Raw genomic sequence first — 13,905 nt, forward strand, 5'->3', positions numbered from 1 at the left:
TCCAACGTCAAGGAACACCTCGCACGTTAGGAGCACCGCCGCGCACCCTCTATAGTCAAACGCCACTTTCAAGGTGGTCAGTCCTCATACAGATGTACGAAGGAATCGCGATGGCACTCGATCTCCAGGAAATCGTGGAGCAGGCGGCGGACCTGCTGGGCGCGCCCGCGACCCTGGAGGACCGCGACTTCCACCTCGTCGCCTACGCCGCGCACGGCGACACGATCGACCCCGTCCGGATGGACTCGATCCTGCACCGCCGCGCCACCGGGGCCGTCCGCGCCCGCTTCGAGCGCCACGGCATCGCCCGCGCGACGGGCCCCGTCCGCATCCCGGCCGACGCCGCCCTGGGCCAGCTCGCCCGCCTGTGCCTGCCCGTCCGCTGGAACAACGTCACCTACGGCTACCTCTGGCTGCTGGACGACCGGCAGCACATCACCGACGCGCAGGCGGCCAGGGCCATGCCCCTGTGCGAGAGCGCCGGCCTGCTCATGGCCCGCCAGGCCCGCGAGCGCGACGACCTCGGCTGGAAGGTCGCCGACCTCCTGTCCACGCACCCCGACGTCCGCACCCAGGCCGCCGACGACCTCGCCGACGCCGGGGCGGTCGACACGCCCCTCACGGTGGCCGTCCTGCGCACCCCGAGCCCGGAGCCCCTCAACCCGTGGCTGCTCCCCCATTCCGTCCTGGCGACGGTGTGGCAGCGCGACCACGTCCTGCTCCTCCCCGTGGCCAACGCCCCGGCCGCCCTGGCCCGCGCGCGCCGCCTCCTGGAGGAGCGCAACGCGCCCGTCCAGACAGGCGTGCACTCGCCCTGCCCCACCTTGGACGACGTCCACGAGGGCTGGCTCCGAGCCCGCGTGGCGGCCCGCGCCGCCGCCCCTGGCGAGACCCGCGACTGGACGTCCCTGGGCGTCCTGCGCCTACTCCGCACCGCAGGCGACGAGGCCCTGACCCAGACGACCCGGACCCCGGGGACCGAACGCCTCCTGCAACACGAGGACCTCGCCGCCACGGCCCGCACCTACCTGGACCTGGCGGGCAACATCCAGCAGACGGCCAAGACCCTGAACATCCACCGCCAGACCCTCTACCACCGCCTGCGCCGCATCGAGGAACTGACGTCGCTGAGCCTCACCGACGGCCAGGACCGCCTGACCCTCCACCTGGCTCTGACCCTCGCCCCCCACCTGGCCTGAGAGAAGAGGTTCAGGACTGTGCGAGCCCGGCGTGCCGCTCCCGCAGATCCCGCTTGAGGATCTTGCCGCTGGGGTTCTTGGGCAGCGCGTCCGCGAGGACGACGTACTTGGGACGCTTGTAGGGGGCGAGACGCTCGCGGGCATGGGCGTGGACGTCGTCCACGGTCACGACGGCGCCCGGTTTCGGCACGACGACCGCCGTGACGGCCTCGATCCAGTGCGGGTGACCGATCCCGAAGACGGCGACCTCGGCGACCCCGTCCAGCTCGTAGACGGCCTCCTCGACCTCCCGGCTGGCGACGTTCTCGCCCCCGGTCTTGATCATGTCCTTCTTGCGGTCGACCACGGACAGGTAGCCGTCCTCGGTCATGATCCCGAGGTCGCCGGAGTGGAACCATCCGTCCCGGAACGCCTCGGCGGTCTTCTCCTCGTCGCGGTAGTACCCGAGCGCGGCGTGGGGGCTGCGGTGGACGATCTCGCCCACCTCCCCCGGAGCCACCGGCGCCCCTTCGTCGTCGACGAGCATGGTCTCCACGTTGATGGCGGCGCGCCCCGCACCGCCGGCCCGTTCGAGCTGCTCGTGCGGCTTGAGGATGGTGGCGAGCGGCGCCATCTCCGTCTGCCCGTAGAAGTTCCACAGCCGCACGTCCGGCAGCCGCCGCATCAGCTCCCGGAGCACCTCGACGGGCATGGGCGACGCCCCGTAGTAGCCCTTGCGCAGGCTGGACAGGTCGCGCCGGTCGAAGTCGGGGTGGCGCAGCAGCGAGATCCAGACGGTCGGCGGGCAGAAGAGCTTGGTGACCCTCTCCCGCTCGATCGTCTCCAGCAGCGCCGCCGGGTCCGGTCCCGGCAGGATGACGCTGGTGGCGCCCAGGTAGACGTCGACGGAGAAGAAGCAGTCGAGCTGCGCGCAGTGGTACATCGGCAGCGTGTGCGCCTCGACGTCGTCGGCGCTCATCTCGCCGTCGATCACGCAGCTCACGTACTGGCTGACGAGGGACCGGCTGGTCAGCACCACGCCCTTGGGCCGCGACTCGGTCCCCGAGGTGTACATGATCCGCAGCGGGTCGTCGTCCTCGACCAGGACGTCCGGCGCCGCGGCGGGCCCCTCGCGCCACCAGGAGTCGACGTCCTCCCACCCTTCGCCCGGCACGGCGCCGGACAGCGGGATCCACCCGCGCACCCCGTCCTGGACGCCGGCCGCGGCGAGCGCCTTCTCCGCGGTCGCGGCGAGCGCGTCCTCCGCGATGATCCCGGACGCTCCCGAGTGCCCGAGGATGTAGGCGATCTCCTCGGCGTTCAGCATGAAGTTCACCGGAACGAGCACGACGCCGAGCCTGGCAGCGGCGAACACGGTGACCGCGTACTGCCAGCAGTTGTGGCTGAGCAGCGCCAGCCGGTCCCCCTTGCCGAGCCCCCGCGCCGCCAGGGCGTGCGCGGCCCGGTTCACCGCGGCGTCGAACTCCGCGAACGTGACCCGCAGTTCCCCGGCGACGACGGCCACCTTCCGAGGATCCCGCCGAGCCGTCCGGTGCAGCAGATCCCCCACCGAATGCCGACGAGCCCGACCAACGACCGACACGACCGCCACCTTCCCCCGATAACCGCAGGTGAGAGCAAGAGTGGCCGATCATAACCACACACCCCCGACCTCCCACCACCCCCGAAAGAGGGGGCCAGGCGCGAAGCCCAGGGGGCGGCCGCGGGCGGTCTCCGGGTTTTCGGCGGCGGAAGTGAGTACGGACTCCCGGGCGGCTGAGTAGGGGACCTCAGGTGGTGGCGCGAGAGCCTCGGCAAAGTGGCACCCGAGGTGATGACGATGAGTATCGATCAGCAGTTTTCGGGACGGGCCGCCGCCGGTTCGTCCGTCGCAACGGTCGTCGACGAGCTGGAACTACGTATGTCGTCCGAGGCCGACGACGAGTGGATCCGCCGTCTCCGCCATGAGGTCTACGCGCGGGAACTCGGCCAGCACGCCCCCAACGCCGCCGGCCTGCTCACCGATGACCTCGACGGGAGCAACGTCTACATCGTGGCGGTCCGGCGCGGCGAACCGGCCGGGTTCATCAGTGTGACGCCCCCGTGGGCGGGCCGCTTCTCGATCGATCGCCATCTGCGCAGGGACGGGCATCCGGCGCTGTGCGGCGACGGCCTGTTCGAGATCCGGATCCTGGCCGTCGATCCGAGCCTGCGGGGCGAGATGATCGGCAGGCTGCTGATGTACGCGGCGCTTCGCTGGGTGGCGGGGCACGGAGGCCGGAGCATCGTGGCCTTGGGGCGGGTCGAGTTGCTGCCGATGTACCTGGCGCTGGGGCTCGCGTCCACCGGCACGACCGTGCACTCGGGAGCCGTGGAGTTCCAGCTCCTGACCGGCGACGTCGCCGAGCTCACCGACCGGACCCTGCGACGGCACGGGCCGCTGCTGAGCGATCTGGGCCGGAAGGTGCGGTGGAGCCTGGAGGTCCCCTTCCTGCCCGCCGACGAGTCCTGCGCCCACGGCGGTGCGTCCGTCGAGGCGCTGGGACGGGGGTTCGACACCCTGGACGCGCACGGCGACGTGGTCCCCGCCGACGTGCTCGACGCCTGGTTCCCGCCGGCTCCCGCCGCGGTCGCGGCCCTGACCGGCGGGCAGGAGTGGATCGCGCGCACGTCTCCGCCGGCGCGGGCCGACGGGCTCGTCGAGGAGATCGCGCTTCGCCGGGGCCTGCCCGAGAACGCCGTCGCGGTCGGCGCGGGCTCCTCCGACCTGATCTTCCGGGCGTTCCGCGGCCGGCTGGACGCCTCCAGCCGGGTGCTCCTGGTCGACCCGTGCTACGGCGAGTACGCGCACGTCGTCGAGCAGGTGATCGGATGCCGCGCCGACCGGTTCCCGCTGTCCAGAGCGGAGGGCTGGCGGATCGACCCGGAACGTCTCACCCGTGTCCTGCGGAACCACTACGACCTGGTGGTCATCGTCAACCCCAACAACCCGACCGGGGTCCATCTCGACACGGCCGTCCTGCGGGAGGTGCTGGAGGGCGCGCCGGGCGGAACCCGGTTCTGGATCGACGAGGCGTACGCCGGTTACGCCGGCCAGACGCTGGAGCCTTACGCGGCGGAGGCCGGCAACACCGTCGTCTGTACATCGCTGTCAAAGATGTACGCCCTGTCGGGCCTGCGGGCGGCCTATCTCACGGCGCCTCCACCGATCGTGGCGGATCTGCGTCGCTGGACCCCGCCGTGGTCGGTGAGCCTGCCCGCCCAGATCGCCGCGGTCAGCGCGCTGCGCGATCCGGCGTACTACACCGCCCGGTGGGCCCAGACGGCGGCGCTGCGCGCCGAGCTGGCCGGCGCGCTCGCGGAGGCCGACGAGAACCTGCGCGTCAGCGAGTCGGCGGCGAACTTCGTTCTGCTCACGTTGCCCAGGGGCCGGCTCACCGCGTCCCGGCTCGTCGACCGGTGCCGGCGGCGGGGCGTGTTCCTGCGGGACCTGTCGCCGATGTCCCCGGCGTTCGAGGGCAGGACGGTGCGGATCGCGGTGCGCGACGCCGCGGCGAACGCCCGCGTGGCGGACACCGTCGCCGAGGCCCTGCGCGTTCCGCTCGGCGCGGTGTGACCGAGGTCGCGGATCTGGTCCCCTGGCTTGCCGGCGCGCTGGTCGCCGGCGGCATCGCGGCCGGGCTGTCCAGGCGGCGTGAGTACATGCTGCGGTGGTGCGCCTGGGCGGTGGGCGTGCCCGTCGTGGTCGTCGCCGTGGACCGGGGCCCTGGCGGTGCGGCCGTCCTCGCCGGTTCGGCCGGGGCGGCGTGCGCCCTTGAATACACCGCCTTGACGGGCCTGCCCCGGCTGGACCGCGCGGTGCTCGCGGTCGCCGTACCCGTGGCGCCGGTGACGGCCTGGCTGGCGCCCGGCCATCTGCCCCGGGTTCTGGCCCTCACCCTCGCCGCCGTCGCCCTGGTGCCGGTCCTGGCCGGTGACGCGGCCGGCGGACTCTCCAGGCTGTGCTTCGGCGTGCTCGGAGTGATCTGGTTCGCGCCGCTGGCCGGTGTGGTCCTGCTCGGCCCGGGAGTCCTGGCGCTGTTCGCCGCGGTGTCGATCGCCGACATCACCGCCTCGTTCGGCGGCCGGTCGCTCGGCGGGCCGCCCCTGTCCCCGCTGTCGCCGTCCAAGCACTGGAGCGGCCTGCTGACCGGGACCGTCGCGGGGCTGGGCACCCTGGCCGTGCTGGGTGCTCTCACGCCGCCCTGGGCCGTAGCGGTGGCGGTCGGCGTCCCGCTGGGGGACCTGCTGGAGTCGATGGTCAAGAGAGGTGTCGAGGCCAAGGACTCCGCCTCCTGGCTGGCGGGCGCCGGCGGCCTGCTGGACAGGCTCGATTCTCTCCTAGTCGCCCTGGTGCTGGCCCTAACACTCAGCTGATGGTCGCCGCACCAAGGCCGGGGAGCGAGGAACGAAGCCCAACCGAGGGTTTCGGGCGAAGCCCGGGGGGTCTAGGGGCGAAGCCCCAGGGGCGGGCGGGTGGGGGATGGCGGAGGCACAGGGGGCTCCGGGGGATCGTCCCCCGGGCGGAATGCGAAAGGTCCCCCTGGAAAGCCGCAAAGCGGCGACCAGGAGGACCCTAGGACCAGTAGCGGGGGCAGGATTTGAACCTGCGACCTCTGGGTTATGAGCCCAGCGAGCTACCGAACTGCTCCACCCCGCGGTGATGTCTTAAGTCTAGGGCATGGGAGGGAGTGGTCGGGACGGGCGGCGTCACCGGGTGCAGGAGGGGACGGCGCCCTTGCCGGTCGTGAGGGCGTTGAGGGCCTGGACGGCGTCGTGGAGGGTGTCGGCGCGGACGAGGCGGAGGCCGCCCGGGCGGGAGCCGGCGGCGTCGGCGCAGTTGTCCTTGGGGGTGAGGAAGACGGTGGCGCCGGCCCTGCGGGCGGCGATCATCTTCTGCTGGATGCCGCCGATGGGGCCGACCTTGCCGTCGGGGGTGATGGTGCCGGTGCCGGCGACGAACCGGCCCTGGGTGAGGGGGCCGGGGGTGAGCTTGTCGACGATGGCGAGGGAGAACATGAGGCCGGCGGAGGGGCCGCCGATGTCGCCGATGCTGATGTCGATCTTGAAGGGGAACTTGTACTGGTCGGAGAGGACGATGCCGACGACGGCGCGCTTGCCGGCGGGGTCGGCGACGGTCTTGAGGTCGGCCTTGGCCGTCTTGCCGTCGCGGGTGTAGGTGAGGGTGACGGGGGCGCCGATCGCGCGCTTGGCCATGGTGCCGGTGACCTGGGAGACGCTGGTGACGGCGGCGCCGTCGAGGGCGGTGATCTCGTCGCCGGGCTTGAGGACGCCGTCGGCGGGGCGTCCCTTCTGGACGCCGTCGACGACGACGCGGGTGGTGACGGGGACCTTGAGTTCGTGGAGGGCGGCGGCTTCGGCGTTCTGCTGGGAGTCCTGCATCGCCCGGGTGTTCTCCTGGTCGACCTGCTTGGGCGACTCGTCCTTGGGGAAGATCGTCTCTTCGGGGACGATGGCGGTGTCGCCGGCGAACCAGCCGCGCAGGGCGGTGAACAGGTCGATGCGTCCGCCGGGGCCGCCGCGGTAGGTGACGGTGGTGAAGTTGAGGTGGCCCTGGTCGGGGTAGGTCTGGCGGCCTTCGATCCTGATGAGGGGCTGGCCTTTGTCGTTCGTGCCGAGTGTGTTGCTCGTGGGGCCGGGCATCAGGGCGACGTAGGGGACGCGCATGACGGAGCCGACGACGGCGAGCACGAGGACGAGCACGCTCGCGAGGCTGAGCGTGGCGGCACGACGAGACATGCCGGAAACTCTATGCGGTTCGGGCCCTCAGCAGGCTCCGACCCACTCGTCGCCTCCGTCGGCGAAGGTCTGGTGCTTCCAGATGGGGACGGTGGCCTTGAGGTCGTCGATGAGGCGGCGGCAGGCGGCGAAGGCCTCTTCGCGGTGGGGGCAGGACGCGGCGACGACGACGGCGATGTCGCCGACGCGCAGGTCGCCGACGCGGTGGACGGCGGCGAGGCCGAGGACGGGGAAGTCGGCGGCGACCTTCTCCATGACGGCGCGCAGTTCGCGTTCGGCGCTCGGGTGGGCGCTGTAGGCGAGGGCGGTGACGGCGCGGGCGTGGTCGGTGTCGCGGACGGTGCCGGCGAAGACGGCGGTGCCGCCGGCGCCGGAGGCGCCGACGGCGGCGTACACCTCGTCGACGGACAGGGGCGTGTCGCGCACGCCGATCAGCCGGATGACGTCTCCGCCGGCAACGCTTTGGCTCACGTCCCGCAGGCTACCCGCCGGGCGCGGGCGACCTTACTCCGGTGTGCCCGGCTCGTCGGGTTCGAGGGTGGCGGCGAGGGCCTCGGCGAGGGCGGGGACGAGGTCGGGGCCGGTGAGGACCTCGTCGTCGGCCTCGTGGCGGCGCAGCCGGAGGGCGGAGTGCCGGGCGCCGTCGCGCAGCACGCCGACGATCATGCGCACGTCCTCGCGCCGGGGGTGGGACGCGGCGAAGTCGGCGGCCCGGGCCTCGTCCTCGGGGATCTCCTCCTCGACCTCGGGGGGCAGCACGATCCGCTCCAGGACGAGGGCGCAGCCCTCGACGGTGTCCGGCCAGGCGATGGTGGCGAGGGCGTCCTCGACGCCGGCCTGGTCGGGCAGGGCGGGTTGTTCGAGGGCGGCGAGGGTGTCGGCGCCCTCCTGCAGGCCGAGCTGCTCGGCGAGCTCGGGTTCGGCGCGGCGCAGTTCGGAGCTGCGGACGAGGGCGTAGATGCGCGGCGCGCTGTCCCAGCCCTCCTGGGCCGAGTGACGTTCGAGGTCCAGCACGACTTCTTCCAGAAGACTCACGGGCCCATCTTTCCCCCATTCAGCCCGGGGAAGTGCGGGAACCCCCGTCCCAGTCGGTAAGTTGCATCTACAGCACCGGCGGGCGGCCGGTGGGAGAGATCTCGATCGGAGGGGCCACTTGACCTTCCGGACTCCCGGTTTCGGGCGCCGGCTCGGTACCGGACGGACGCGGGTGCTGCTGCCGGCGCTGGTGGCGCTGGCCGCGCTGCTGGTCGCGTTCCTGGTCTTCACGGCCGTGTACACGGATCTGCTGTGGTACCGCTCGATCGGTTTCTCGTCGGTCTACACGACGCAGCTGCGGGCGAAGGTGGTCCTGTTCTTCGGGGCGGGGCTGCTGATGGCGCTGGTGGTGGGCGCGAACGTGGCGGTGGCGTACCGGCTGCGCCCGGCGTACCGCCCGCTTTCGGTGGAGCAGCAGGGGCTGGAGCGCTACCGGGCGGTGATCGATCCCCGGCGGCGGCTGATCGCGTGGGGGCTGCTCGGGGTCCTGGGGATGCTGACGGGGTCGTCGGTGGCGGGCCAGTGGCCGGTGTGGCTGGCGTTCCTGAACCGGACGCCGTTCGGCGTGAAGGACCCGCAGTTCCACAAGGACGTCTCGTTCTACGTGTTCACGTACCCGTTCCTGCGCCTCGTCATCGGGGTGGTCTTCGCGACGGTGATCCTCTCGATCCTGGCCGCGGTGATGGTGCACTACCTGTACGGGGGGCTGCGGCTGCAGGGGCCGGGCGACAAGGCGAGCCCGCCCGCGCGGGCGCACCTGTCGGTGCTGTTCGGGTTGTTCATCCTGCTGAAGGCGGTCGCGTACTGGTTCGACCGGTACGGGCTGGTGCATTCGGAGCGCGGGGTGGCGACGGGGGCGTCCTACACGGACGTGAACGCGCTGCTGCCGGCGAAGACGATCCTGGCCGTGATCGCCCTGCTGTGCGCCGCCATGTTCTTCGGCAACCTGCTGCGGCGCGGCATGATGCTGCCGGGCGTGGGGTTCACGCTGCTGGTGCTGTCGGCGATCCTGCTGGGCGGGGTGTACCCGCTGCTGATCCAGCAGTTCCAGGTGAAGCCCGACGAGCTGGCCAGGGAGCGCCAGTACATCCAGCGCAACATCGAGTTCACGCGCCAGGCCTACGGGGTGGACGGGGCGCAGGTCGTCCCGTACGGGTCGCAGCCGGTGACCGACAAGAAGGCCCTCCAGGACGAGGCCGGCAAGCTCGGCCAGAGCGGGGTGCGCGTCCTCGACCCGAACGTGGTGGGCGAGACGTTCCAGCAGTTGCAGCGGATCCGGCCGTTCTACCGGTTCCCCGACACGCTGGACGTGGACCGCTACCAGGTGGACGGCAAGCTCGTCGACACGGTGGTGGCGCTGCGGGAGCTGTCCGGGGCGCCGGTGGGGCAGCGCAGCTGGGTGAAGGACCACATGGTCTACACGCACGGCTACGGGTTCGTGTCCGCCTACGGCGACCGGTTCGACTCGACGGAGCCGGCCTTCATCACCCCGGACATGCCGGCGTCCCCGAACCAGCAGATCAAGGTGGCGCAGCCGGAGATCTACTTCGGGGAGCGCTCGCCGCGGTACTCGGTGGTCGGCGGCCGGGGCCAGCAGGAGCTGAACTACCCGGACAACAGCCCCTCGGGGCAGCAGAGCAGCACCTACGACGGGCAGGGCGGCGTGCCCGTCGACTCGTTCGCGCACCGGCTGCTGTACTCGGCGAAGTTCCAGGACAAGAACCTGCTGCTGTCGGGCGCGATCGACAAGAACGCGAAGATCCTCTACGACCGGTCGCCGCGGCAGATGGTGCAGAAGGCGGCACCGTGGCTGACGCTGGACGGCGACCCGTACCCGACGGTGGTGAACGGCCGCATCCTGTGGGTGGTGGACGGCTACACGACGTCCGGCAGCTACCCGTACTCGGAGCAGATGAGCCTCGGGGAGGCCACCCGCGACACGATCACCGACACGCGGTCGGCGGTGGCGCGGCAGGCCAACGACCACATCAACTACCTGCGCAACTCGGTGAAGGCGACGGTGGACGCCTACGACGGCACCGTCCACCTGTACCAGTGGGACGAGAAGGACCCGATCACCAGGACGTGGATGAAGGTGTTCGACGGGACGGTGCAGCCGCGGTCGTCGATCCCGCCGGAGCTGGAGTCGCACTTCCGCTACCCGCAGGACCAGTTCAAGGTCCAGCGGAAGGTCCTCACGAAGTACCACGTGACGGACCCGTCGGCGTTCTACAACGGTGAGGGCTTCTGGGAGGTGCCCGAGGACCCGTCGGCGAAGGGCAAGCAGCAGCCGCCCTACTACCAGAGCCTGCGGATGCCGGGCCAGGACGCCCAGTCCTTCTCGCTGACCACGGTGTTCAACCCGCGCGGCAACCCGCAACTGGCCGCGTTCATGTCGGTGGGGTCGACGCCGGGGCGCGACTACGGGCGACTCCAGATCCTGCAGATGCCGCGCAACGCGCAGCCGGCGGGGCCGGGCCAGGTGCAGAACTCCTTCGAGACCGATCCGAAGGTGAAGGCCGATCTGTTCGCCTTGCGGCAGGGCGGGACGAAGACCGTCCCGGGCAACCTGCTGACGATCCCGTTCGGGGGCGGCCTGCTGTACGTGGAGCCGATGTACACGAAGGCGGCGGGCGGCTCGGAGCAGCAGCCCTACCCGATCCGCGGCAAGATCCTCGTGCGGTACGGGGAGGGCATCGCCGCGGCCGACACGCTCGACGAGGCGTTGAAGCAGGTGCTCGGCGGCACCGGCGCCTCGCCGCAGCCGGGGGCGCCGGTGCCGCCGGACCAGCAGTTGAGCGCGCCGGCGCAGAAGGCGATCGAGGACCTGAAGGCCGCCGTGGCCGACTACGAGAGCGCGCAGAAGAAGGGCGACTACCCGGGCATGGGCGAGGCCTGGAAGCGGATCAAGGACGCGCAGGCCGCGCTGACGGCCGCGGGCCGGGAGCCGCCGAAGTCCTCCCCCAGCCCGTCGCCGAGCCCGTCGTCGTCGCCGTCCGCCTCGCCGAGCACCACGCCGTCGGCGAGCTGACGGCGCCGGGCGCCCGTCCCGCGGGGACGGGCGCCCGGGCTCAGCGGCGGCGCCTGCGGGCGCGGCGGATGGCGGCGGCCGCGCCGATCGCGGCGACGGTGGCGCCCGCCGCGGTCGCCATGGTGGCCTCCTTGCCGCCGACGCGGCGGCCGACGACGGCGTGCCGTCCGGCGGTCTCCTCCATGACGGCGCGCAGGGAGGCGGCGTTGTCGTGGAGGGGTTTCCAGCCGGCGGCGCGCAGCCGGGCGCAGTCCACGACCCACGGGTAGGCGACGTAGTGCAGGTCGGTGGCGGGCGCGGGGGTCATGCCGAGCCGGTGCAGGCGCTGCGCCATCCCGAAGGTGAGGGCGGCGGGCAGCTCGATGGGGCGCTTGCCGGTGATCTCGGCGACCTCGTCGGGGCCGAGCCAGCCCTCGGAGCCGACCGCGAGGGGGCCGGGCACGTTCTCGGTGACGACGACGTCCAGGGCGGACACGAGGTCCTCGATGTGGCAGAACTGCCAGCCGGGGGTGCTGCCCTTGACCGACAGCAGCCGGGGCGCCTCGAAGTGCCGGGTGACGACGGTGTCCACACCGGGCCCGGCGAGCGCGGCGGGGCGGACGACGGTGACCTCCACCCCGGGGTGGGTGAGGTGCGCGGTGGCGGCCAGCTCCTCGATCTCCAGGTAGTCGCCGGCGATGGAGGTGCTGGCCTCGGCGAGCAGCGGGGCGTCCTCGTTCAGCGGCACCTCGTTCTCGGGCCCCGCGCCGTACACCATCGCGGACGTGACGAGGACCACGCGCCGGACGCGGGCCGCCGCGGCGGCGGTGACCACGGTCTGGGCGCCGCGGACGTTGTGGGTGCGGCGCTCGCGCGGGTCCACGTCCGGGGACCGTTCCAGGTCCAGATTGACGATCACGTCGACGTCGGAGAGCCTGCCGGGCAGCAGCGGATCCCTGATGTCGACGACACGCCAGGTGACGCCGGGCACGTCGCCGCGGTGCCCGTCGATGGCGACGACCTTGCGGATCTCTTCCCGTTCGGCGAGCCGGGCGGCCAGCAGCCGTCCCGCGCCGGTGGCCGCGCCGGTGACGGCGACGACCGGGCCCTTGCTACGCCGAGGGCGAACCTTGCCCGTTGCCACGGGGGTGCCCCCTTCCTTGAGTACGCGACCTTGCCGGGACCGGCTAACGTTGCGGATATGAGCCCATCATGCATCCCAGGGGCAAACCGATGAGTGACACTCCGTTCGGCTTCAACCGTCCCGGGGACGGCGACGACGACGACCGGCCCCAGGATCCGTTCAAGGGCATGGGCGGCGACATGGCCCAGTTCGCCGACATGCTGCACCGGTTCGCGGACATGATCGGCGCGCAAGGTGCGGGCGGCGAGGGCGGAGGCCCTCTGAACTGGGACCTGGCCAAGAACATCGCCCGGCACACCGTGGTGGAGCAGGGCGACCCGTCGGTCGTGGACAGCGAGCGGCGCCAGGTCGAGGAGGCGCTGCGCCTGGCGGAGCTGTGGCTGGACGAGCGGACGACGCTGCCCGCCGGGATCCGCACGCCGCAGGCGTGGAGCCGGTCGGAGTGGATCGAGCAGACGCTCCCGGTGTGGGCGAAGGTGTGCGACCCGATCGCGTCCCGCATGGTCGACTCGATGGGCGGTGCGCTCGGCGGCGGTGAGATCCCCTCCGAGATGCAGGCGATGGCGGGCCCGCTGATCGGGATGGTCAAGCAGATGGCCGGGGCGATGGTCGGCGGGCAGGCCGGGCAGGCGCTCGGCGGGCTGGCCCGCGAGGTGACCGGCTCCGCCGACGTGGGCCTGCCGCTGGCGCCGGACGGCGTCGGGGCGCTGCTGCCCGCGGGCGTCGAGGCGTTCGGGGAGGGCCTGGAGGTCTCCTCCGACGAGGTCCGGCTCTACCTGGCGCTGCGCGAGGCCGCGCACCAGCGGCTGTTCGCGCACGTGCCGTGGCTGCGCTCGCACCTGCTGGGCGCGGTCGAGGAGTACGCGCGGGGCATCACCGTCGACCTGTCGGGCATCGAGCAGGCCGTCCAGGGGCTCGACATGAGCAACCCGGAGGCGATCCAGGAGGCGCTCGGCGGGGAGATCCAGCTCCAGCCCGAGGAGACGCCGCGGCAGAAGGCGGCGCTGGCCCGGCTGGAGACGACGCTGGCGCTGGTCGAGGGCTGGGTCGACACGGTCGTGAACGAGGCCGCGCAGGGCCGGCTGCCCGGTTCGGTGAAGCTGGCGGAGGCGGTGCGGCGGCGCCGCGCGACCGGCGGCCCCGCGGAGCGGACGTTCGCGACGCTCGTCGGCCTGGAGCTGCGGCCGCGCCGGCTGCGGGAGGCGGCGGCGCTGTGGCGGTCGCTGACCGAGGCGCGCGGCGCCGAGGGCCGGGACGCGGTCTGGGAGCACCCCGACCTGCTGCCGACGTCCGACGACCTCGACGACCCCGAGGGCTTCGTCCACGGCCGCGACGAGATCGAGGGCCTGTCCGACATCGACCTGTCCAAGCTCACCCGGGGCCTGGACGAGGACGTGAAACCCGACGAGAAGCCCGGCGAGAAGGACTCCGGCGACGCGAAGGGCGCCGGCGAGGGCGAGGGCGGCGAGGAGCCGGACGGCGGCGATCCCGGCGGCGGGCGGGGGCCCGGCGACGAGGGACCGCGCGCATGAGCCCGTCGCGCCCGTCGCGGGTGAACGGCTGCCGGTACGAGCCCGGCTCGTCGACGAACGCGATCCGCAGGCGGGTCGCGCGGGCGAGCCTGTGCTGGCAGCGTCCGCTCGACCAGGAGCGGCGGCGCCGGCGCCCCGACAACTCCCGCTACCCGCGCGTCGGCCGCGCATGACGGCGAGGCCGACGGAGCCAATACGGAAATGGCG

Annotated in this window: 11 protein-coding genes and 1 tRNA gene; 6 read left to right on the plus strand and 6 right to left on the minus strand. The window is 72.4% G+C overall.

Annotated features, from left to right (window positions below):
* The first annotated feature begins 110 nt into the window (after positions 1 to 110).
* Positions 111 to 1,199 (plus strand): PucR family transcriptional regulator, encoded by a 1,089-nt coding sequence (locus ACQEU6_RS19410; protein WP_499333766.1) that lies wholly within the window; start codon positions 111 to 113, stop codon positions 1,197 to 1,199.
* Positions 1,200 to 1,209: 10 nt separating this feature from the next.
* On the opposite strand, the gene ACQEU6_RS19415 is transcribed toward ACQEU6_RS19410, so the two are convergent.
* Positions 1,210 to 2,790: an acyl-CoA synthetase gene (locus ACQEU6_RS19415; RefSeq protein WP_499333767.1), complete on the minus strand. Its 1,581-nt coding sequence runs from the start codon at positions 2,788 to 2,790 to the stop codon at positions 1,210 to 1,212.
* Positions 2,791 to 3,018: 228 nt separating this feature from the next.
* Here ACQEU6_RS19415 and ACQEU6_RS19420 point away from each other — a divergent pair, with 228 nt between their 5' ends.
* Positions 3,019 to 4,794 carry an aminotransferase class I/II-fold pyridoxal phosphate-dependent enzyme gene (locus tag ACQEU6_RS19420; RefSeq protein ID WP_499333769.1) on the plus strand — a complete coding sequence of 592 codons (1,776 nt, stop codon included), beginning with the start codon at positions 3,019 to 3,021 and terminating at the stop codon, positions 4,792 to 4,794.
* The gene (locus ACQEU6_RS19425) at positions 4,791 to 5,594 is read left to right on the plus strand and encodes a phosphatidate cytidylyltransferase (protein WP_499333771.1); all 804 of its coding nucleotides are present in this window, start codon (positions 4,791 to 4,793) and stop codon (positions 5,592 to 5,594) included. Before ACQEU6_RS19420 ends, ACQEU6_RS19425 begins: the two co-directional genes overlap by 4 nt.
* Before the next feature lie 209 nt (positions 5,595 to 5,803).
* Here ACQEU6_RS19425 and ACQEU6_RS19430 read toward each other — a convergent pair.
* The 4 genes from ACQEU6_RS19430 to ACQEU6_RS19445 form a co-directional block, all read right to left on the minus strand.
* A tRNA-Met gene (locus ACQEU6_RS19430) sits at positions 5,804 to 5,877 on the minus strand.
* Positions 5,878 to 5,927: 50 nt separating this feature from the next.
* Positions 5,928 to 6,977, minus strand: coding sequence for a YlbL family protein (locus ACQEU6_RS19435; RefSeq protein ID WP_499333773.1), 1,050 nt, complete (start codon positions 6,975 to 6,977; stop codon positions 5,928 to 5,930).
* A gap of 27 nt (positions 6,978 to 7,004) precedes the next feature.
* Positions 7,005 to 7,448 carry a molybdenum cofactor biosynthesis protein MoaE gene (locus ACQEU6_RS19440; RefSeq protein WP_499333774.1) on the minus strand — a complete coding sequence of 148 codons (444 nt, stop codon included), beginning with the start codon at positions 7,446 to 7,448 and terminating at the stop codon, positions 7,005 to 7,007.
* A 33-nt stretch (positions 7,449 to 7,481) separates the two neighbouring features.
* Positions 7,482 to 8,012 (minus strand): PPA1309 family protein, encoded by a 531-nt coding sequence (locus ACQEU6_RS19445; protein WP_499333775.1) that lies wholly within the window; start codon positions 8,010 to 8,012, stop codon positions 7,482 to 7,484.
* 118 nt (positions 8,013 to 8,130) lie between these two features.
* On the opposite strand from ACQEU6_RS19445, the gene ACQEU6_RS19450 reads away from it, so the two are divergent.
* Positions 8,131 to 11,043 carry a UPF0182 family membrane protein gene (locus tag ACQEU6_RS19450; RefSeq protein ID WP_499333777.1) on the plus strand — a complete coding sequence of 971 codons (2,913 nt, stop codon included), beginning with the start codon at positions 8,131 to 8,133 and terminating at the stop codon, positions 11,041 to 11,043.
* Between the two features lie 40 nt (positions 11,044 to 11,083).
* Here ACQEU6_RS19450 and ACQEU6_RS19455 read toward each other — a convergent pair whose 3' ends face one another.
* Entirely contained in the window at positions 11,084 to 12,166 is a 1,083-nt protein-coding gene (locus tag ACQEU6_RS19455; RefSeq protein WP_499333778.1) for an NAD-dependent epimerase/dehydratase family protein, read from the minus strand.
* Positions 12,167 to 12,255: 89 nt separating this feature from the next.
* Between ACQEU6_RS19455 and ACQEU6_RS19460 the strand changes: the two genes are divergently transcribed.
* A complete protein-coding gene (locus ACQEU6_RS19460) occupies positions 12,256 to 13,698 on the plus strand; it encodes a zinc-dependent metalloprotease (RefSeq protein WP_499333780.1) in 1,443 nt (480 codons plus the stop codon).
* On the plus strand, positions 13,695 to 13,871 hold the full coding sequence (locus tag ACQEU6_RS19465; protein WP_499333781.1) for a hypothetical protein: 177 nt from the start codon (positions 13,695 to 13,697) through the stop codon (positions 13,869 to 13,871). Before ACQEU6_RS19460 ends, ACQEU6_RS19465 begins: the two co-directional genes overlap by 4 nt.
* Positions 13,872 to 13,905 lie beyond the last annotated feature (34 nt).

Origin of the sequence: Spirillospora sp. CA-108201 (genome assembly GCF_050936235.1) — a bacterium.
GTDB lineage: Bacteria > Actinomycetota > Actinomycetes > Streptosporangiales > Streptosporangiaceae > Spirillospora.